The 21,385-nt window shown below is 38.7% G+C and carries 18 protein-coding genes and 1 tRNA gene; 10 read left to right on the top strand and 9 right to left on the bottom strand.

Annotated features, from left to right (window positions below; all coding sequences use genetic code 11):
• Positions 1 to 12 precede the first annotated feature (12 nt).
• Both KF872_08695 and KF872_08690 read left to right on the top strand, forming a co-directional pair.
• Positions 13 to 957, top strand: coding sequence for a type IX secretion system membrane protein PorP/SprF (locus KF872_08695; protein MBX2903624.1), 945 nt, complete (start codon positions 13 to 15; stop codon positions 955 to 957).
• A 36-nt stretch (positions 958 to 993) separates the two neighbouring features.
• Positions 994 to 3,303 (top strand): OmpA family protein, encoded by a 2,310-nt coding sequence (locus KF872_08690; protein MBX2903623.1) that lies wholly within the window; start codon positions 994 to 996, stop codon positions 3,301 to 3,303.
• Positions 3,304 to 3,378: 75 nt separating this feature from the next.
• Here the strand turns inward: KF872_08690 and KF872_08685 are convergent, their stop codons facing one another.
• The 3 genes from KF872_08685 to KF872_08675 are packed head-to-tail and all read right to left on the bottom strand — an operon-like array spanning position 3,379 to position 7,019.
• Positions 3,379 to 4,755 (bottom strand): hypothetical protein, encoded by a 1,377-nt coding sequence (locus KF872_08685; protein MBX2903622.1) that lies wholly within the window; start codon positions 4,753 to 4,755, stop codon positions 3,379 to 3,381.
• Positions 4,756 to 4,803: 48 nt separating this feature from the next.
• Positions 4,804 to 6,120, bottom strand: coding sequence for an ABC transporter permease (locus KF872_08680; protein MBX2903621.1), 1,317 nt, complete (start codon positions 6,118 to 6,120; stop codon positions 4,804 to 4,806).
• On the bottom strand, positions 6,117 to 7,019 hold the full coding sequence (locus KF872_08675; GenBank protein ID MBX2903620.1) for an ATP-binding cassette domain-containing protein: 903 nt from the start codon (positions 7,017 to 7,019) through the stop codon (positions 6,117 to 6,119). The genes KF872_08680 and KF872_08675 overlap by 4 nt, the downstream gene beginning before the upstream one ends.
• Before the next feature lie 121 nt (positions 7,020 to 7,140).
• Here KF872_08675 and KF872_08670 point away from each other — a divergent pair.
• Positions 7,141 to 7,213, top strand: a tRNA-Lys gene (locus tag KF872_08670).
• A 32-nt stretch (positions 7,214 to 7,245) separates the two neighbouring features.
• Here the strand turns inward: KF872_08670 and thiL are convergent.
• Both thiL and KF872_08660 read right to left on the bottom strand, forming a co-directional pair.
• The gene (gene thiL, locus KF872_08665) at positions 7,246 to 8,274 is read right to left on the bottom strand and encodes a thiamine-phosphate kinase (protein MBX2903619.1); all 1,029 of its coding nucleotides are present in this window, start codon (positions 8,272 to 8,274) and stop codon (positions 7,246 to 7,248) included.
• A gap of 72 nt (positions 8,275 to 8,346) precedes the next feature.
• On the bottom strand, positions 8,347 to 8,934 hold the full coding sequence (locus tag KF872_08660; GenBank protein MBX2903618.1) for a DUF4294 domain-containing protein: 588 nt from the start codon (positions 8,932 to 8,934) through the stop codon (positions 8,347 to 8,349).
• Positions 8,935 to 9,067: 133 nt separating this feature from the next.
• On the opposite strand from KF872_08660, the gene KF872_08655 reads away from it, so the two are divergent.
• The gene (locus KF872_08655) at positions 9,068 to 9,922 is read left to right on the top strand and encodes a class I SAM-dependent methyltransferase (protein MBX2903617.1); all 855 of its coding nucleotides are present in this window, start codon (positions 9,068 to 9,070) and stop codon (positions 9,920 to 9,922) included.
• Positions 9,923 to 9,926: 4 nt separating this feature from the next.
• Here KF872_08655 and KF872_08650 read toward each other — a convergent pair whose 3' ends face one another.
• From KF872_08650 to KF872_08640, 3 genes are read right to left on the bottom strand one after another with little or no spacing between them, the layout of a single operon-like run.
• A complete protein-coding gene (locus tag KF872_08650; GenBank protein ID MBX2903616.1) occupies positions 9,927 to 10,934 on the bottom strand; it encodes an amidohydrolase in 1,008 nt (335 codons plus the stop codon).
• 53 nt (positions 10,935 to 10,987) lie between these two features.
• A complete protein-coding gene (locus tag KF872_08645) occupies positions 10,988 to 12,352 on the bottom strand; it encodes a pyridoxal-phosphate dependent enzyme (protein ID MBX2903615.1) in 1,365 nt (454 codons plus the stop codon).
• 49 nt (positions 12,353 to 12,401) lie between these two features.
• Positions 12,402 to 13,277 carry a hypothetical protein gene (locus tag KF872_08640; protein ID MBX2903614.1) on the bottom strand — a complete coding sequence of 292 codons (876 nt, stop codon included), beginning with the start codon at positions 13,275 to 13,277 and terminating at the stop codon, positions 12,402 to 12,404.
• Positions 13,278 to 13,644: 367 nt separating this feature from the next.
• Between KF872_08640 and KF872_08635 the strand changes: the two genes are divergently transcribed.
• From KF872_08635 to thrC, 6 genes are all read left to right on the top strand, one after another.
• On the top strand, positions 13,645 to 15,150 hold the full coding sequence (locus KF872_08635; GenBank protein MBX2903613.1) for an amino acid adenylation domain-containing protein: 1,506 nt from the start codon (positions 13,645 to 13,647) through the stop codon (positions 15,148 to 15,150).
• The gene (locus KF872_08630; GenBank protein ID MBX2903612.1) at positions 15,143 to 15,808 is read left to right on the top strand and encodes a hypothetical protein; all 666 of its coding nucleotides are present in this window, start codon (positions 15,143 to 15,145) and stop codon (positions 15,806 to 15,808) included. Before KF872_08635 ends, KF872_08630 begins: the two co-directional genes overlap by 8 nt.
• 1 nt (position 15,809) lies before the next feature.
• Positions 15,810 to 16,049: an acyl carrier protein gene (locus KF872_08625; protein ID MBX2903611.1), complete on the top strand. Its 240-nt coding sequence runs from the start codon at positions 15,810 to 15,812 to the stop codon at positions 16,047 to 16,049.
• 163 nt (positions 16,050 to 16,212) lie between these two features.
• Positions 16,213 to 17,601, top strand: a complete 1,389-nt coding sequence (locus tag KF872_08620; GenBank protein MBX2903610.1) for an MBOAT family protein — start codon at positions 16,213 to 16,215, stop codon at positions 17,599 to 17,601.
• A gap of 321 nt (positions 17,602 to 17,922) precedes the next feature.
• Positions 17,923 to 18,960 (top strand): recombinase RecA, encoded by a 1,038-nt coding sequence (gene recA, locus KF872_08615; protein ID MBX2903609.1) that lies wholly within the window; start codon positions 17,923 to 17,925, stop codon positions 18,958 to 18,960.
• A 111-nt stretch (positions 18,961 to 19,071) separates the two neighbouring features.
• Positions 19,072 to 20,373, top strand: coding sequence for a threonine synthase (thrC, locus tag KF872_08610; protein MBX2903608.1), 1,302 nt, complete (start codon positions 19,072 to 19,074; stop codon positions 20,371 to 20,373).
• 20 nt (positions 20,374 to 20,393) lie between these two features.
• On the opposite strand, the gene KF872_08605 is transcribed toward thrC, so the two are convergent.
• Positions 20,394 to 21,287 (bottom strand): sphingomyelin phosphodiesterase, encoded by an 894-nt coding sequence (locus tag KF872_08605; protein MBX2903607.1) that lies wholly within the window; start codon positions 21,285 to 21,287, stop codon positions 20,394 to 20,396.
• Between the last annotated feature and the right edge of the window lie 98 nt (positions 21,288 to 21,385).

The following is a 21,385-nucleotide window of genomic DNA, read 5'->3' as shown; positions in this document are numbered from 1 at the left end:
ATTAGGTATAGAATGAAAAAAATACTCACCATTTGCGCACTCGTTACAGCGCTTTACGGCATGGCTCAGCAAGATGCCGAATACACCATGTATCGCTTTAACGGCTTGTATTTGAATCCGGCTTATGCAGGAAGCAGAGAGGTTATTAGCACCACTGCCATTTACCGCCATCAGTGGGTGAATGTTCCAAAGGCGCCTCAAACAGCTTCGGTAGCTATTCATTCTCCATTGCGCAACAACAATATTGCATTGGGTTTAATATACACACACGATAGATTAGGCGTATCAAACACCAACAACCTAATGCTCGATTTTGCATATAGAATTCCGGTAGGAAAAAAGAAGAAAGTAAAAATTGCTTTAGGCATAGGTGCGGGCTTTACCAATTACAACAATAAACTGAATGATGTAAAAACGGGCGACCCGGCCGATCCTAGTTTTGCAGGCAACAACCTAAGCCTTTGGTTGCCCAACGTTTCGGCAGGTTTTTATATCTACAGCGAAAAATTCTTTGTAGGATTTGCTGTACCTAATCTATTGCAAAGTGCTCTTAGAAAAGATTTTAAAATATACGAAACAGGAGGTTCTGCAGCAAGACGCTACACCCACATAAATGCAACTGCAGGTTATGTTTTCAACCTCGGTAAAAAGGTAAAATTTATGCCGAGCGTTTTAATGAAATATGTTCCTAAATATGCACCTATAGATTTCGATTTTAACGTAGCATTCATTTTTGTAGATAGAGTTTGGTTGGGCGCAGGTTACCGTTTGCAAGACTCTTACAGCTTTATGGCAGCAGTAAATATTACACGCCAATTGCGCATTGGTTATGCTTACGATCTTACAGTTTCAAAACTTTCTCCTTATACCAGTGGCACGCATGAGGTAATGCTGGGTTACGATTTCGATTTTAAAGGCAAACGCGTTGTAAACCCTCGCTCTGTGCGCTATTTCTAAACCAATTTAAAACTATACCAACACAAAATATAAGTGATGAAAAAACTAATCGTTTTACTGCTTTGCACCTTCTTGGTTGGAACAATTGGTGTGTTTGCGCAATCAACTTCCAAAAAGGCGAAGGCAAAAAAAGCTGCCACCACCACCACCACTGCCGTATCGGCAAACACCACTCAGGCAATTAGCGCCAACAATAATAATCCGGCAGTTTCCAGAGGCGATAGGCTCTTTAAAAAGTTTGCTTTTCCGGATGCTGCCGAAGAATATAAAGCAGCTTTAAAAAAAGATGAAAACAATATAGAAGCCAAAGAAAAGCTGGTAAGAACTTACCTTATTTTAAACAACTATACCGCAGCCGAGCCATTGCTCGAAAGTTTGGCAAAATTGCCCAATGCTAAAGCCAACAATAAATTGCTTTACGGTTTGGCATTGCGCGCCAATAAAAAATATAAAGAAGCCGATGCTGTTTTTAATGAATATGCGCTGTTGAATCCGGGCGATGCACGCGCTTCGGAATTGGCAAATGGTTTGGTAAGTGTTGAAGAATTACTGAAAGACAACGGCACACACAGCATTCAAGCTGCTACTGCCGAAAATAGCGATGCCTCCGATTTTGGTGTGGCTTACTATCGCGATAATTCAATAATTTTTTCAAGCAATAGAGGAACCAGTGCTTTTGTAGGAAGAACCGATAGCTGGACCGATAAAAAATACTACGACCTATTTGTTTCAAACGGTGGAAAAGTGAAGGCACTTGCCAAGTCAAAAGAAATTAACCGCAAGTATCACGAAGGTCCGGTAACCTTTACCAAAGGCTTTGGTGAAATGATTTTTACCCGTAGCAACATTCTGAAAAAAGTAGGCAAAAGCAAAGACAGAATAGTAAAGTTGAAGCTCTATACCGCCAAGTTCGATTCAGTGAAAGGAAAATGGGGAAACCCAAGCGAGTTGCCTTTCAACAGCAGTGAGTATTCTGTGGGGCATCCAACTCTTTCTAAAGATGGCAAACGCTTGTACTTTATTAGCGATATGCCCGGTGGATATGGCGAAACAGATTTGTATGTAAGTTTCAAAGAAGCAAACGGTTGGGGCACTCCTACCAATTTAGGACAAAAAGTAAATACTCCGGGTCGCGAAATGTTTCCATATATTTCCGATGACGGCACATTGTTTTTTGCATCCGATTCAAGAACCGGATTGGGAGGTTTAGATGTATATTCAGCCACTTTTGCCAATGGCGAGTGGGGAGGCGTTTCTAATTTAGGAGCACCAATTAACAGCGAAGCAGACGACTTTAACTATGTGTTAGACGAAAGCGGCAAGTTGGGTTATTTTGTTTCTAACCGCACAGGAGGTAAAGGCGATGACGATATTTACAAGTTGCAACGCAAAGGCGTAAAAATTTGCGGTACAGTGGTAGATGCCGAAACAAACCTTCCGCTAAAAGAAGCTAACGTGAACATGCTGTTGGTAGATAAAACAGTTGCCAGCAAAAAAACAGACGATAAAGGAAACTTCTGCTTTACTGCCGACCCGGGAAAAGAGTACAAATTTGAAGCTTCTAAAGATAAATACGAAACCAATTCAACTAGCATTAAGGTAGCATTAAGCAATCCGAATTTTACTATTCCACTTTCTCCGGTTAAAGAAAAACCACCGGTGGCAGCCGTTGTAGATAATACTGCTAATCTGCCTGAAGTAGATCCTTCTAAAGGAATTACTTTAATAGTTTGTGCAAAAGAAAGAAACAAAGGAAATTTGGCCGATGCGCTGGTTGAAGTACAACTAAAAGAAAGCGGAGCTAGAAAAACTTGCACTACCGGAGCAGATTGCAAGTGCAAATATGTAATAGAGCCTAATAAAGAATACTTTATTACTGTATCTAAGGATGGTTACAGCACTGCTACCAAAACCATCAACACCAAAGGCGAAAAACCGGGCACTACCAAGTTGGTAGAGCTTACTTTAGACCAATTGCGCGAAGGCTTAACCGTGCGTTTAGATAATATCTACTACGATTTAGATAAATGGAATATCCGCCCCGATGCAGCTAAAGAGTTAGATAATTTAATAGACATCTTAAAGAAGTATCCTAATATGCAAATAGAGCTTAGCTCACACACAGATAGCCGTGCCAGCGACCAATACAATTTGGTACTTTCAGCAAAACGTGCAAAATCTTGTGTAGATTATTTGCAATCAAAAGGTATTGATATTAAGCGCTTATTGGCTGTAGGTTATGGTGAAACCAAATTGAAAAACAAGTGCAGCAATGGTGTAAAATGCTCTGAGCCTCAACACCAAGAAAACCGCAGAACAGAATTTAAGATTCTTAAAATGCAATAAGAAGCAGTTAATGCTTCTAGTAAAAGCACTTCATACTTATAGTAAGAGTTTACTGTATGTATGAAGTGTTTTTTTTTAAAGCAATTGGTTAAAAACATGGTATATGCCGCCATAAAGTTTGCTCTTTTCGTGTAGCAGCGTTTCGCTTATTGCTTGCCCCTTTTCTCTTTGCTGACTAAAGCGCCAAATACAATTCATAAATTGTAGATGATAACGAAACTGAGGGTTCTTGTTTTCGGGGCGGTTTAAAAACCGGATATTGCGCTTGGCAAGCACCATTGCCATTTTGTAATCGCTCTTGCAGTAGAAAAAAAGCGTTTCGCAGATACGCATAAGCAATTGCCCCAATGGTGTAATCAGGTTGCGTTTATATGCTTGCATTTCTTGTAAGTAAGCAAAAGCAGTATCGAATTGTTGAAGGTGCAAATGCAGCATAATGGCATTAACCAGCACATCAAAACGCAAAGAGCAGTTAATATTTTCGTTTAAAAACACTTCTAGTTGTGTTTTAAATATTTGTGCAGCTTTGGTATAGCTTTTATTGATTAAGCACACATTTAAGTAGTTGCCCGATTGGTAGCTTTGTTTGGTGATATCAACAAAGGGCAAGGCAAAGGCAGCTTCTAAACTTTCTTCGGCAGCCTTAAAATTTTCGGCTTCTATATTGCCAAATGCAATTTCGCATAGCACTTTAAAACCGTAGTCGTTTTGTTGTTCTTGCTTCAGGTGTGGAAGAATTTTTTTGCACTTCGCTAAGGCTTCTAAAAATATAGCTACATCGCTGCCATAGAATTTTACAAAGCAGCTTTGGGCAAAATGCAAATGGAAGAGTGCTTGTTTATCTGAAGAGTGTTGTAATCTTTTTTCCCAAAGGCGGAGCGTGTTTTGTGCTGTAGTGCGGTAGGTTTCTTCGTTGCCGGCCATTGCTTGTGCTATCATTGTGCTTTGGTGAATGCGCATGGCAACGTATGTTTCATCAGATAGTGTTTTTTTGCTGCCTAAAGATTCTAAGTATTTTTTTCCGTAGGCGAGCGCCAATTTTTCGTTGTAGTTTGGGTGGAATACTGCACAAAGCGCCTCAACTGTGGCGGCATAAAAAGACTGTGTTTCGTTTAGGTTTTTTTGTTGTGCAATGCTGCGCTCCATTATTTTTAACTCGTGCAGCATAAGCGTACTCAGCCCTTTTTTAACTAAGGTAGTAAGGCGCAAAAGATAGTTGCTGCCATAAAAAAGCTGTATGGTTTTATGGAGTAAAACAGAGTTTATTTTATCGAAATGCGAAACGGAAAGGTTGAATTTTTTGGGTAGTGAGTATTCATCGAAATTTTTTTGTTGCGCCAGTTTAGCATAAGCATCGCGCAGCAGCTCTTCTTTACCAATTACATCTAACTGCTTAAACTGCAGCATTTCGGCAGTGTTGAATGTTTTTACAAAATCGAGCAGGTAACTCATGTGTAAGTGCTTAGTGGAAAACAGCAGCCATTAGAAGCGTGAAAAGGATTAACCCTTTAAACCCCATTTAAGTAATTCTTTTAAGGTTACTTTTTTGCCATACATCAATATGCCTGTTCTGTAAATTCTAGCTGCCAGCCAAGTAGTAAAAAGAAAGCCGCCAACCAATAGAATGGCCGAAAGCAGTATTTGCCAAAGCGGAGGTTCAAACGGCATAATAGAAGGCATAATAATTGGAGACGATAGAGGCACAATAGATGCCCACAATGCAATGTTGCCATCGGGCTCGCCAATTACATTGCTGAGCAGCACAATTGAAACTATAATTGGAATAGTTACAGGCAAAGTAAGCGATTGCATTTCGCCATCATCGTTTACCGCTGCACCAATGGCGGCAAAGAGTGCACCATAAAGTAAAAAGCCACCAATAAAAAAGAATAAGAAAACCAATGTGAGCGGCAAAAAGTGTATTTCGGAAACATGGCTCAGCAGCAACCGAATTTCGTCTGCATCAATATTGCCTGCTTGTGGAGAAGCGGGTATTGCCATAGGGCTGTTTACAGTTATGCCCAATACTATTGCCATAAAAAAGTTTGAAAGTGTAATAAGTATAGCCCATAGCACAAACTGCGTTAAGCCAACCATGCCTATGCCAATAATTTTACCCAGCATGAGTTGAAAAGGCTTTACGCTGCTAATAAGTACTTCTACAATGCGGTTGGTTTTTTCCTCTTTCACTCCGCGCATAATCATGCTGCCATACACAAACAAGGCAATATATACTATAAAGCCAATGAGGTAGCCAATTATAGAAGCCACTTCGGTAAAGCCGGCTTTTTCGTTGCCTAAACCGGAAGAATAATTGATGATAATTTTTTCGTTTAGGCTTTCAACAACTTCGGGTTGAATAGATTGCTGTTGTAGTTTTTTATTGCGCACCACATCGCCAATTACTTCGGTAAGGTATTGTTTCATAAAAAGCCCGGGGCGCTCGGCAGTAAATAGTTGCACGCCAATACGGTTGGGTTTCATTACATCAAAACCCGCAGGAATGCGCAGCAGCGCATCGAATTTAGCCGCCTTGCCTTCTGCTTGAATATTGTTGTAAATTTCATCGAAAGGCATATCGGGATAAAAGAAGTACACAGATTTGTTTTCGGCATCGGGAAAGCGGGTATCTTTAAACACGCCACTTTCGTCAATTACTGCAATTTTCTTTTCGCTGGTACCTAAAGAATTTACCCAAACGGTAGCCACTATAAGCACAATAAAGCCGATGGGCGCCAACAGTGTTGTTAGCAAAAAGCTTTTGGTAAGAACACGGCTTAAATATTCGCGTTGAATAATTATCCAAACTTTTTTCATGCAGTAGCGGTTTCTACGTTTTTAATAAAAATTTCGTTGATGGTGGGCAACAGTTCTTTAAAGGAGGTTATTTCAATATTTTGCTCTAAGAAATAGCGCAGCACATCGTTAGAACTTTTGTGTTGGCTGCTGATGGTAATGTTGTTTTCTTCCTGCAAAAACACCTTGAATGTTTGGTGAATACTTTCGGGTAAAGCTCCATTAAAATCTACTTGGAATTTATGCTCCTTAAACTGTTGTTTCAGCGATTTTACTTCTCCGTTCAAAATGTTTTTTCCTTTGTTTATGAGCGCTATGGTATCGCAAATTTCTTCTACTTGCTCCATGCGGTGTGTAGAAAAAACAATGGCTTTTCCTTCGGTTTTAAAGCGCTTAATTTCTTTTTCTATCAATAAAGAATTTATTGGATCTAGTCCGCTGAAAGGCTCATCTAAGATGAGGAGGTCGGGTTCGTGCAGTACGGTTCCAATAAACTGTACTTTTTGGCTCATACCTTTAGAGAGTTCTTCGATACGTTTATTTGCCCAGTTTTCTATTTCAAACTTTTTGAACCATTCTTCGGTTTTTTGAGTTGCCAGTTTACGCGATAGTCCTTTTAGCATTCCCAAATACACGAGGTGTTCTTTCACCTTCATTTTTTTGTATAGGCCGCGCTCTTCGGGCATGTAGCCAATAAGTTGCGTATGCTGCTCTGCCAAAGGCATTCCTTTAAAAGAAATAGTGCCGCTATCGGGAAAAATAATGCGGTTTATCATTCTAATAAGGGTTGTTTTGCCGGCACCATTTGGCCCGAGCAAACCGAATATGCTACCACTTTGTACCTGTAGCGAAACATTATTGGTAGCTAAGTAGCCTCCATAGTTTTTTTGGAGCTGGTGTAGTTGTAAAATAGAGTTCACTTTTCAAACGTAATGAATTTTGTTTGTGAATTTATTTGCCCTTGCAGTACTTTTTTAAAATTCTGTTTGGTATTTTTAAGTATAGGGCTATATTTGCAGCCGCTTTAAAAATAAAAGCTGCGATTCTGTAGCTCAGCTGGTAGAGCAATACACTTTTAATGTATGGGTCTCGGGTTCGAATCCCGACAGAATCACAAAACCCCCGAATTTTCGGGGGTTTTGCTTTTTAAAAATGTTTCCATCCTTGTGCTGTAATGCGGTGGTAATTGCCGCCTTTGGTTTTTAAAACAGCTCCTTGTGCAGGCTCTGTGATGGTGCCTATAATAGAAATGGCGATTTCATCAGATAGTTTGGTTTCGTCTTCGGGCGAAATGGTAAATAGCAGTTCGTAATCTTCGCCACCGTTTAGGGCGCAAACAATAGGGTCTAAACCCAAATCTAGGGCGGTGTTGTAAGTATCTTCGGCTATGGGTACTTTAGCTTCTTCTATTTCGCAGCCAACGTTACTTTGCTTGCACAAATGCAATACATCGCTGGCAAGCCCATCGCTTATATCGAGCATGGCGGTTGGTTTTAGCATCCATTCTTCAAAAAGGGAAATAATATCTTTTCTGGCTTCGGGTTTTAGTTGTCTTTTAATTAAGTATTCGTTGCCGAGTTCGGGTTGAACATTGGGGTGCTCCAGCCAAATTTGTTTTTCGCGCTCCAAGATTTGCAGACCCAGAAAGGCGGCACCTAAATCGCCTGTGGCACAGAGCAGGTCTCCGGGTTTTGCTCCGCTGCGATAAACAATGTTTTCTTCGGCTGCTTCGCCAATAGCAGTAACAGAAATTACCAACCCGCTTTGCGAAGAAGTGGTATCGCCCCCAACTAAATCTACACCATACACTTTGCAGGCATGCTCTATTCCTGCATATATTTCGCTTACAGCTTCTACCGTAAACCTGCTCGAAAGTGCCATGCTCACCAGCACTTGTTTAGGTTGGGCATTCATGGCATAAATATCGGATAGGTTTACCACAATGCTTTTGTAGCCTAGGTGTTTGAGCGGCATATACATTAAATCGAAATGGATGCCTTCGGCAAGCAAATCGGTACTCACTACTGTTTTTTTATTGCCGTAATCTATTACGGCAGCATCATCGCCTATACTTTTTTGGGTAGAAGGATGCTGTGCAACAAAATGTTTGGTGAGATGTTCTATTAAGCCAAATTCGCCCAGTGCGCTAATGGGTGTGGTTTTTGTTTCGCTCATATTTTTTGTTTCGGTAAAATTTGCTGCAAATAAACGAAATGAGCCGATTGCCAACGAGGAGAATACAAGTTGCTATTGCACGCTTACGTTGTAGTCTTTTCCTAATTGCTTAATTACAAGCTCTATCATTTTTTCGTTTTTGGGGTTGTAGTTTTCTTTCAAATTATAGTCGTAGCGCTTGGCTACCATTTGCCAAATCATGGCATTAAAACCACCTTTTACGTCTTTAATTATTTTGTAGCAGTTGTTGCCGGTTTCGCGGTTTATCAGTTTCACCAATACCTTACCTTGGCTAATAGTAAGGTTGCGCAATTCTTTCTCGAATTTTGTACGCATTTCTTTCTCTAAATCTTTTCGGTAGTGCCTATATTCTTTGCGCTTACTGTTTTCTTCTTTGGCTTGCAGTTCTACATACAGTTGGTTGGCAATTTTTACATAAGGCATTACTTTTTTTACACGGCTCATGGTTTGGTAATACTCGCGCCATTCGTCACTGGTTTTAAAGTTTACAATATCCACTTCGGGCAAGTAGTACGTTTGCATAGTATCGGCAGTGGTGGTTGCCAATACGGTATCTTTTTTAAATCCTTGAGCAGAAAGATTGTGGGCGGCAATTATTAAAACAACAAAGCCCAAAAGGCTCCTTAAAGAAGCATTCATAGTAATTGAAATATAGTTGATGTAAGAGAAACTGTTTTGCAAAGGTGATGTAAAAAGGCGGAAATAATTTTTACAAAAGTTGGCTAAAGGTAATTTCTTTTAAGAAGCCATAATAAGTTACTACAATTACCGTGTGAATTGGTTTGGAAAAAAGGAAGAAAAGAAAGCTCCGGCAGCGGGAGTGGCAGATTTTTACAATGCCACCACCGATAAGTTTTTGCAAGTATATGGCGAAGTAATTCAGGCTTTTCGCACCAATAATGTAGAAGATTATTTAAAGTACACCATAGAGAGTGCACAACTGCAAAACGGCCAGCATATTATTGATGCAGGATGCGGTGTGTGCGGTCCGGCATCTTTTTTTGCACAGCAACTACCCGAAATTAAAATTGAGGCTTGCACCATTTCGCAAGTGCAGGCAGAGAAAGCAACTGCCAATACCGAAGCAAAGAATGTAGCGGCACAGGTGAAAGTTACTTTGGGCGACTACCATTTTTTAAACGATTTGTTTCCGAAAGAAACTTTCGACAGGGTAATTTTTTTGGAATCGTTTGGGCATTCTAAAAACAAGCCGTTGGCAATAGATGCAGTAAAGAAAGTATTGAAACCGGGCGGTAAAGTCTATATTAAAGATTTATTTACCCGCGAAAGCGAAAACGAATGGGAGCAGTTGCGCATTCACCAAATTTGCGAGCAAATAAATAAGGCATACGAATACGAAGTGGGCAATTTATACCAAGTAGTTTCGGCATTGCGCAGAAAGGGTTTCATTATTCATTTTATTAGAACACCGCAGGTAGAAATGAGTGCTTTTGAGCATTTATCTATTTCAAACGATTTTCAAAACTTATTCAATATAGGGAAAATAGATAGCTGGGAGGAGTATGTTTTTCCGATAGATTTCTATGAAATTTTGGCCGAAAAACCAGCGTTTAATCCGCAGGATCAAATGCACTTATACCACATGAATAAGCCGCCAGCACAATAGCAAATTAAAAATCGGCAGCATGTAAGCCTAGCCAATTGAAAGCATTTTGGTGAAGTAGTTTTTCTTTTTCACCTTTTTTCCATGCCATACTTTCTATTAAAGTTCCCGGCACGGCTTCGCCCAGCGGGAAAGGATAATCGCTGCCGAGGCAAATATTATCAATGCCCATGGTTTCGGTTAGGTATTTAAGGAATGGAGCATCGTGCACCAGCGAGTCTATATAGAATTTGCCAACATAGTTACGCGGGTTTACATCGTTATCAATAGCCGTAAGATCGGGGCGCACTTTGTAGCCTTGTTCAATTCTGCCAATGCCCGATGGAAAAGCACCGCCACCATGTGCAAATGCTACTTTTAGCTTTGGGAAACGCTCAAAAACGCCACCAAAAATCATGCTGCAAATAGCACGCGAAGTTTCTGCAGGCATGCCTACCAACCAAGGCAGCCAATACTTGCTCATTTGCTTGGTGCCTACCATATTCCACGGGTGAACAAAAATGCTCATGCCCAATTTTTCGGCTGCGGCAAAAACGGGGAAAAATGCCGGCTCATTTAGGTTTTGGTCGTTTATGTTTGAACCAATTTCTATGCCAACCAAACCAATTTTTTTGCAGCGTTCAATTTCTTTTACAGCCATATCTGCCGATTGCATGGGAATAGTTCCCAACCCAATAAACCGTTTGGGATATTGCTGCACAATGGCTGCAATATGGTCGTTTAAGAATTGCGAAATATCTAAGCAGTCTTTGGGTTTTGCCCAGTAATTAAACAGTACGGGAATGGTAGAAAGCACCTGCACATCTACCTTGTGAAGGTTGCATTCTTTTATGCGCACTTTGGCATCCCAGCAGTTGTCTTGAATTTCGCGAAAAAATTCATCATCGCGCATCATACGCGCACATCCGGCTTTATGATGGTCTAAATGAATAAAGCCGCCATATCCATATTTATCTGCCCAGCGAGGCAGGTGTTTAGGTATAATATGTGTATGAATATCAACTTTAAGACACAAGGGAATACAATTTTAGAACCCGAAATGTATAAAAAAATGCAAGGGCAAAATTATTAGGCCAATGCTTCTATTAAATCGAACTCGGTAATTATACTCCAATCGCCAGAGTTGGCTTTGGTAATTACTGCGGTATTGCTTTTAGAAATATGTTTAGATATTTCTGCTGCGGTGGCTTGCAACGGCACCACCGGAAAAGGTTTTGCCATTACTACTTCTACTTTGCTATTGCGGTTGTGGGTGTTTTCCATTAGCAATTGCAGAATAGAATTTTCGGTAATGCTGCCAATAATTTCTTCGGCTTTTATTACCGGAAGTTGGGTAAGGTTGAGTGTTTTCATTTTTTTAAAAGCATCTGCAACCGTTTCTTCGGGCGAAACAAAAACCAGCTCCTTAATATTTTTTCTTTCTACAATGGTTTTGGCGGTAATAACTTCATCTTTTAAAAATCCGCGGTCGCGCATCCAATCATCGTTATACACTTTGTTTATGTAGCGGCTGCCGTGGTCGTGCAAAATTACTACTGCCACATCGCCCTTTTTTAACTTGCTTTGCAGTTGAAGCACGCCCTGCACTACTGCACCTCCGCTATAGCCCACAAAAATGCCTTCTTCTTTGGCAAGTTTTCGGCACATGAGCGCAGCATCTTTATCGCTTACTTGTTCAATAAAATCAATTACATCAAAATCGAAATTACCCGGCACTATATCTTGTCCAATTCCTTCAATCAAGTATGGATAGGCTTCGTTCATGTCTTTTGCCCCGGTTTCTTTATATTTTTTTAAAATAGAACCATAAGCATCAATACCTATTACTTGAATGGCGGGGTTTACTTCTTTTAAATACTTTGCTGTGCCCGAAATGGTTCCTCCGGTGCCGATGGTGGTAATAAAGTGGGTAATTTTTCCTTCGGTTTGCTTCCAAATTTCGGGGCCGGTGGTTTTGTAGTGTGCCAAGCGGTTATCTAAGTTTTCGTATTGGTTAATAAAATACGAGTTTGGAATTTCTTTGGCGAGTCGCTCTGCCACCATGTGGTAATTGCGCGGATCTTCGTGTGCTACATTGGTAGGGCACACGATAACTTCGGCACCAATGGCGCGCAGCACATCTATTTTTTCTTTCGATTGCTTATCGGTAGTGGTAAAAATACATTTGTATCCTTTTACGGCAGCAGCAAGTGCCAAGCCCATGCCGGTATTGCCCGAAGTACATTCTATGATGGTTCCTCCCGGTTGTAGAAATCCTTTTTCTTCGGCTTCTATAACCATGTTTAAACCTATACGGTCTTTAATGCTGTTGCCGGGATTAAAATACTCTACTTTTAAAAAAACATCGGCCTCTATTCCGGGTTTTCCGATTTTGTTCATTCGCACCAAAGGCGTGTTGCCAATGGTTTCTAAAATACTATTAAAAACTTGCATGGAGGCGAAGGTAAAAAAGAGTTTGGGTTTTCCTTTTTTGGAGGGTGTACTATAAGGAAGCCTCTTGGCTGGGCAAGAGTTTTTTCTCTTTAATAATCTCAATTAACTGCTCATTAAATATTTTTACGCCTATTTGGTTTAAGTGGTGTGAGTCGTAAAAATGAAGTGAATCGTTCAGGTGTAATATATTGTTGAAATTATAGTAATCTGCATAAGTCTGCATGAGGCTATCAAAATACTGAGTGTTTGCGTATTCGTGGTATTTTATGGGTGCAATAGGTGCATTAACAAGAATGGTTTTAATATTTTTTTCTTTTAGAAGATGCATGACTTGTGTAAAAGCCGTTAACTGGTTTGCATTTATGTCAATCTCTTCTTTTCCATTTAAAATTGGTTTAAAATGTTGCACTTTTCTTTCAACAAAGCCGCCAGAAACATATAAGTCATCACCCTTTTTAGCAGATTCTACATGGCTGGTGTTTAAATTGAGAGCATCGCGAACAATACCGTAAATAAGCGAGTTATAGGTTTTTACATTGTTTAGTTTTAAGGCCATTTTAAATGAGCCAAAATCGTTTCGGTCGTTTGCAATAAGGTCGAGAGAAGACTCAACTCCATCTAGCAAGAAAGTAGCAGGGCATATCTCATATATTACAAGTTTGGGATGTAGGCTATCTAAATACCTATGTAGCAGTATTTCTGTTTGTATAGGTGTTTGGGCGCTGGTTCCTAAGTTGAAAGATTTTATGCCCACATGTTCATACATTCTTGTATCAAAGCCTCTATAAGTATGTGATGAACCTAAAAATAACACATCAACGTTTTGTGTTTTCTTTACCTCCGAAAGCCTAGAGTAGGTATGCCCGGGACCTCCGATTCTGTATTTTAAATTTTGTGGGAATAGTGGTAAACCAAAAATACCCATTGAAGTTAAACAGAAAATATATACTATGACAGAAAAGAATAAAAACAACAATAGATTTTGAATAAACGTTATCATTAAATTAGGTAGGTAGATATTATTTTTTGAAAAAAGATATAGTAGTCTTCAGATAAATAGAAACCCAATTAACGCTGGCTTTTTATGTTGTTTTGCATTAGAGTACTCAACAAAAGTAAAAACAAATAGCATAAGTATGACCGATAAATAGTAAGGGTTGAGTTATATTTATTGTTGTATAAACAAGAAGACCATAATATTCAGTACAATTGGATATTTTTGTTCAAAACAATACATTAGAAAAGTAAGTTTTTGACTATATTGAACAATATAATGTTATAAAAATCATACCGTGTTTCAAGAGAAAGTTTTAAGCCCATTTTTAAATTCAATTCAAAAATTTTCAGAGAGAAACGCCTTCTATATAGGAGGAGAATATTTTACTTACAAACAGCTTGGAGAGAGAGTTTGTAGTATAAGAAGTCTGTTAAAGGATAATTCAGATGAAGTAATTGCTTTAATTGCAAATAATGACTTAGAGACATACGCGTCAATTTTCGCTCTTTGGCTAGAGGGCAAGGCTTATATTCCTATCAATCCTGATGTTCCACATGAAAGAAATTGTTCAATTATAGAGCAAGTAAATATTACGACAGTTTTAGACTCGACTGACAAGGTGATACATTTTGGTGGTTCTAATACAATTGCAACAAAATACAATAATGTACGCTTTTTAGGTGAGATGTATAATCCTGTAAGTGTAGATGATAAGAGAATTGCTTATATTTTGTTTACATCAGGAAGTACAGGTGTTCCAAAGGGCGTTCCTATCTCGCGTGAGAATTTAGCGTACTTTGTTGAATCTTTTTGGGATTTGGGTTATGAGCTAAATCATGAAGACCGTTGTTTACAGATGTTTGAACTAACATTTGATTTGTCAGTAGTGTCCTATTTAATACCTCTGTTAGTTGGAGGTTGTGTTTATACAATTCCTAAAGATAAAATTAAGTATAGCTATATCTATGAGTTGATGGATGAGCACGAGTTGACAATGGCACTAATGGTGCCATCGATGCTTAATTACCTAAGACCATATTTTGATGAAATAGATTGCCCCAAAATGAAGTATTCAATGTTTTGTGGAGAGGCACTCTATTTGTCAATTGTTAATGAGTGGGCTAAGTGTGTTCCCAATGCTCAAATTGATAATGTATATGGGCCTACAGAAAACACAATATATTGCACACGATATTCATTTAACAGAACCAGCAATAATGAGGTGAAGAATGATGTTTTATCTATTGGTAAAGCAATGTATAACAGCTATATAGAGGTTTTTGATGAGAAGAATGAAATTGCCGATATAGGAGAAGCGGGGGAATTGTGTTTAAGTGGTAAACAGCTGACGGCTGGTTACTACAATAATGATAAAATGAATAAAGAAAAATTCTTTTTTAAGAATATTGAAGGCAGGGAAATTAGATTTTATAGAACAGGGGATTTGTGTGTGAGAAATTCCACAGGAAACTTTGATTTTATTGGACGTGCTGATAGCCAAGTTAAGATACAAGGGTATAGAATAGAATTGGGTGAGATAGAGTTTCATTGTAGGGAGTTCTTAAAAGATATAAATGTTGTTGCAGTTACCTTTACAAATAGTTCAAATAATACTGAGATAGCATTAGCCATAGAGTCAAATGAACGAATATCTTTAGTTGAAGAACTAAAAGAATATCTATATTCAAAGATACCAGTGTACATGATACCTACAAGGTATCATTTTGTATCTAGATTTGCAGTTAATAGTAGTGATAAAATAGATAGAGTACAGATTAAGAAACGTATAGAAAATGAGTGAGTATTTGTTTCGACAAGCCCAGGATAGCGACATTCCCTTTTTAGTTGAAACAGTAATTAGTGCCGAGAAAAGTGGTACATCCATAATAGGACTGTCGAAAATCTTTTGCATAGAAGAATTAGAGCTAAAGAAGTATTTAACTCAAATGTTTGAAGAAGGAATAGACGGTTGTGAATTTTCGTTGAGCAGTTTCATAGTTGCAGAATTTAGAGGGTTGCCCATTGCTGCTTTCGGTGGTTGGATAGAAGGAGAAAATGAAGATAATATGCCATCATCGGTATTAAAAAGTAATCTATTGGGTTATTTCTTACCTAAAAAGAATATTGCGCATTTATATGATATTATGAATGTGTTGAAAGATATTCAAATTGAGAGAGAAATAAATACGCATCAACTAGAATATGGGTTTGTAACAACCGAACACAAAGGAAAAGGTATAATTGGAAAAATTATTGAGAAACACCTAGAGAAAGTGTATAATCAACATGAACACGGCATAAAATCGTATGTGCAAGTTTTTGAGAACAATATTAGTGCCATTAGGGCATATCAAAAGGCTGGATATAGGATTGTAAAAAGAGTTGAGTCCAAGAATAACCAAATACTAGCCTACTTACCGTATCACACTAAACTATTAATGGAAAAAGATAAAAAGTAAAATGGAAAGAACAGAAGTTTTAAGTAAGATTCATGAAATCCTTGTAAAGGTATTAAAGCACAATCGTTTTGAATTGCGAGATGAATTAACAGCAAAAGATGTTGATGGTTGGGATTCACTATCTCATATGCAAATTATTACAGAAATTGAAGCAACTTTTAATGTAAAGTTTAAGCTCAAAGAACTTAATAAGTTAAAGAATATGGGAACATTGATAGAGCTAATAGAGTCAAAATTGTAAATTAAGTGCTACTATATGTAAAGCTATTTTAAAGAGTATTATGCAAAGATTATTATAGATTGTAGTTAAGTTTTGGAGAATGATTTTTAACTCGTTTAATTTTTGTATATTCTTTATTCTAGTTTTTGCAGTTTACTATTTTGTATTTTGGGAAAAAACAAGAATGCAAAATATACTCTTGCTCATTGCAAGCTATATATTTTACTCTTGGGTAAGTTGGAAAATATTGCCCTTACTAATAATCTCAACTATAGTTTTTTACATTTTAGGAATAGCTGTTTTTAAGACAAAAACTGAGAGAAAAAAAAGACTGTTATATTCTTTGGGTATAGTTTTTGGAGTTGGTGTTTTGTTATATTTTAAGTACTTCAATTTTTTTATATCCTCAGTCAAAGAGTTATTAGAAACTATAGGATTGCAGACGAACCTCCACACCATTAAGATTATTATACCTATTGGAATAAGTTTCTATACCTTTAGATTGTTAAGCTATATTATTGATATATATCAAGAAGAAATAGAGCCTACATACAATTTTATTGACTTTGCTACCTATATTGCTTTTTTCCCTTGTATTCTTGCCGGGCCAATTGATCGACCCGCAACCTTAATTCCTCAACTTCAGAATAAACGGGTATTTAGTTATTTGGGTGTGGTAGATGGGCTAAGACAAATTTTATGGGGTCTATTTAAGAAAGCAGTAATTGCAGATAACCTTGTAGGATATGTAAATCAAGTATTTGATGGAGATATTCATTTGCAAACGGGTAGTACCTTGCTTTTTGCTGCAATGTTGGCGTTAATTCAATTGTATGCTGATTTTTCAGGATACTCAGATATGGCAACTGGGATAGCAAAGGTATTAGGTTTCAATATCACAAAGAATTTTGACTATCCGTTGTTTTCACAAAATGTTGCAGAGTTTTGGCGTAGGTGGCATCTTTCATTTACTACATGGCTAACAGATTACATATTTATGCCTTTAAATTTCATATGGCGTAAATGGGGAAAATGGGGAATGATCTTAGCTATAACTGTAAATTTTGTAATTTGTGGGTTATGGCATGGAGATCGATGGACGTTTATATTATGGGGAGCATATAATGGGTTACTTTTTATTCCCCTTATTTTATCAGGCGCCATGTATAAACCGAATATAATTGAAACATATTATTGGGGAATTCCTAAGCCAAAAGTCATAGTCAAAATGTTTCAAACATTTATTTTAATGACACTTGGAATGGTATTTTTCAGATCCGAGAGCCTTTCGTTTGCAGTAGATTACTTTTCAAAAATTTTTTCAGTATCTATATTGTCAATTCCTAAAATAGACATATTCAGCAACGCAAGTATAAGACCAGCAGCCATGTTTGGTTTGATATTCTTTTTTATTTTAATGGAATGGGCAGGTCGGAATCAGCAATATGCGATTGAAAGATTGGGATTCAATCTAAGACGCCCCTTGCGTTGGAGTATTTATGCGCTTATCATATTCCTTTTGGGTATCTATATGAAAACAAGTGAAACACCATTTGTTTATTTTCAGTTTTAGACTTGTGTTTTATTATTCAATGATTATTGTGTAGATGTTGTTTGGGTATGAAACTCCTAATAGGTAACCCAACAGTAAGGACAAAATAGAAATACATCATTTATGGAACTGCACAAATACAGTTTGTATATAATTGAATTATCAATAGGGAATTCTTTTTTGCTATCTTTTTATTTAGAATACCAATTGCGTTTGATAGCAGAACAACTTTTGACGTGTAGTTTTTTACACTAAGAAGTTTGCAACATTCCTCACAAACAGAAAAATAAGTTACGTTTGCCGTAATTGTTTTTCTAACCCGTTTTTAAAAAGAAATCTCGTATGAGTAATGCAGTAAACGAAAAGCTAAAAGCGCTTCAACTTACAGTTGAAAAATTAGATAAAGCCTATGGAAAGGGCACAGTAATGAAGTTGGGCGATTCTAAAATTGCCGCAGCAGAAATAATTTCTACCGGTTCTATTGGATTAGATATTGCCCTTGGCATTGGCGGTTTTCCCAAAGGAAGAGTAGTAGAAATTTACGGGCCGGAAAGCTCCGGCAAAACCACCTTGGCAATGCAGGCAATTGCCAATGCCCAAAAAAATGGCGGTATTGCTGCTTTTATTGATGCAGAGCATGCCTTCGATAAATCGTATGCCGAAAAATTGGGAATAGATTGTGCCAACCTGCTTATTTCCCAGCCCGATGATGGCGAGCAGGCATTGGATATTGCAGAGCATTTAATTCGCTCCGGAGCAATAGATATTTGCGTAATAGACTCTGTTGCCGCCTTGGTGCCGCGCGGTGAATTAGAAGGCGAAATGGGCGAAAGCAAAATGGGATTGCAGGCGCGGCTTATGAGCCAGGCGCTGCGCAAACTTACCGGAACTATTTCTAAAACAGGCTGCTGCTGTATTTTTATTAACCAATTGCGCGATAAAATTGGCGTAATGTTTGGCAGCCCCGAAACTACCACCGGTGGTAATGCGCTTAAATTCTACTCTTCGGTGCGTATAGATATTCGCAGAATTGGACAAATAAAAGATAAAGACGAGGTGGTGGGTAACCGCACCAAAGTAAAAGTGGTGAAAAACAAATTGGCACCTCCTTTCCGCACCACAGAGTTCGATATTATGTATGGAGCCGGAGTTTCTAAAAGTGGGGAAATTGTGGATTTGGGAACCGAATTAAACATCTTGCAAAAAAGCGGTTCGTGGTACAGCTACGAAGGTACCAAACTGGGGCAGGGGCGCGATTCTGTAAAGCAACTGCTGGAAGATAATCCGGGCATGATGAGCGAAATAGAAAACAAGATAAAAGAGAAATATTTAGCCGGAATTGAGGTGGTAAAAACCGAAAAAGGCGGCAACGAAGATTAGTTGTATTGTTTTTAAAAAGGAAGAGGCTGTCTTTTGTAGGCAGCCTCTTTTTTTTAGCCAATACTAACTATGAATTAAAAATGTTTTTTTGTGTAAACCATTTGCTTAAAGATGAAATTTTATAACCTGCTTCAACCCGGTAAAAGGGTAAACCTAACCGAAGCTGTACTCACAGGCATTCAAGGCAGCGAAGGGCTTTTTATGCCCGAAAGCATACCGCAGCTTCCTACCTCTTTTTTTGAGGCACTGCCGCATCTTTCATTGCAAGAAATAGGCATTGCCATTGCCGAGCAGTTTTTAGATGCAGATGTAAGCAAAGCAGCAATAGAGCAAATTGTTTGCGAGGCTTTAAATTTCCCCATTCCGTTGGTAAATGTGGCACCAAATGTTTTTTCGTTGGAGCTTTTTCATGGTCCCACCTTGGCATTTAAAGATGTGGGTGCAAGGTTTATGGCTCGCCTCTTTTCGGTACTAAATAAAGGAGCCGCTGCCGATATAAAAATACTGGTAGCCACATCGGGCGATACAGGAAGTGCAGTTGCCAATGCTTTTTTAAACGTAGAAGGAATTTCGGTTACAATTCTTTACCCATCGGGCAAGGTAAGCCCGCTGCAAGAGAAGCAACTTACCACTTTGGGCAATAATATTGCGGCTCTTGAAGTAAATGGCACTTTCGATGATTGCCAGCGCTTAGTAAAGCAGGCTTTTGCAGATAGCACATTGCAAGCAAAAATACGGTTGGCATCGGCCAATTCTATAAACTTGGCAAGGCTTATTCCACAATCGTTTTACTACTTTTGGGCTGTAGCGCAGGCATGGCAAGTAAGCCGCAGCCGCCCACTGGCGGTGAGTGTGCCAAGCGGCAATTTCGGCAACCTTACTGCCGGACTTATTGCCCAAAAAATGGGTTTACCAATTAGTAAATTTATTGCTGCTACCAATGCAAACAACGTAGTTCCACGCTATCTTTCAGAGGGAATTTACCAACCGCAGCCATCGGTGCAAACTATTTCTAATGCTATGGATGTAGGCAATCCGAGCAACTTTGCCCGTATGCAAGCATTGTTTGAAAACAGTGCCTCAAGAATGCAGCAGCAACTGAGTGGTTTTTCGTTTTCTGATGAGGTTACCAAAGAAGCTATGCGCCATCTAAAAGCTAACCACAATTACATTGCCGACCCACACGGAGCCGTAGGTTTTTTAGCACTTCAACAGTATATAAACCAACATCCGGAAACAAGCGGCATATTTTTAGAAACAGCACATCCGGCTAAATTTTTAGAGGTGGTGGAGCATACTTTAATGCAACCAATAGCCATACCGGAGGCGCTTTCGAGCCTTGCTGCCAAAGAAAAGAAAGCAATACCAATAGAGAATAGTTACGAAAGTTTACAACAGTATTTGCTTCGATAAGACCCGTATTACAAGCAGGTTTAAAATTTTATTTCGAGCACCACTCCGTAGTGGTCGCTCAGGTCGAACTTGCCTTTCTTCCATTCTTTGCGCAGTGTGCTAATATAGCGGTAGGCAGCCTTTACGGGCAAACCGTTTTTGCGGAGCAAAATATAGTCGAGCGTGGTGGCAGCATGTTTCCATACCGAAGCTGCTAAGCGGTTGGTGGTGCCATCATAAGTATGTTGTTGTGCACGGCTTACAAAGCCATTTTCTGCATCGAAGGCTTTGAGCATAAAGTTGTATTCTTCTTGCTCCGATAATTGGGTATTCATATCGCCACAAATTATTTGCGGTACGCCTTCTTTTTGGTAAACCTTTAGAAGTTTGGTGTAAATTTGCGTAAACTGTTCTCTGCGTATGTGGTTGAATTTATCTTCGGCTTGCAGGTGGGTTCCCAGTATTTGAAATGTTTGTTTACCAACTGTTCCTTCCAGTAGTGCAGCTCCTTTTAGCGCAAATTTATCGGCAACTTTTCCGTTGCTAAATTGAGTAGTGCCCAATTCTTTGAGTGGCAATTTACTTATTATCCAAACACCACTGTTTACCCGTACTTTGCTTTTAGGTTGGTTGTATGGGCCATACATAAATGGGTAAGTGCTCTTTAGTTTTTCGCGCATGGCTTTTACTGCTTTTTTATGAAAAGCTTCTTGAAAAACTATAATGTCGTAATCTAATTTTGAAATGGTGTCGGCAATGGCTGCAGCCCTCACTGTTCTTCCGGCAACAGGTGCAATGCCCGGCAGCAAGTAAATATTCCACGAAAGAATTTTTAAATCTCTACCTGCAAGTGCTGTAGTATCTGTTGTGGCAGCCGAAAGGCGGCTGTGGTAAGTGGTTAGTAAAACGCATACCAACCAAAATATTCTATTCATATATTTTGCAATATGCAAAAGGATATTTTTTAAAGCAAAGCCTTTAACTATTTCAATTAGAATTGAGGCTTTGTGGCAATAGGCAATAAAAAAGGCCG

The organism is Chitinophagales bacterium, from assembly GCA_019638515.1.
Lineage (GTDB): Bacteria > Bacteroidota > Bacteroidia > Chitinophagales > LD1 > UBA7692.
Note: the sequence above shows the minus strand (reverse complement) of the source record. Positions and strands in the feature narration are given on the sequence as shown.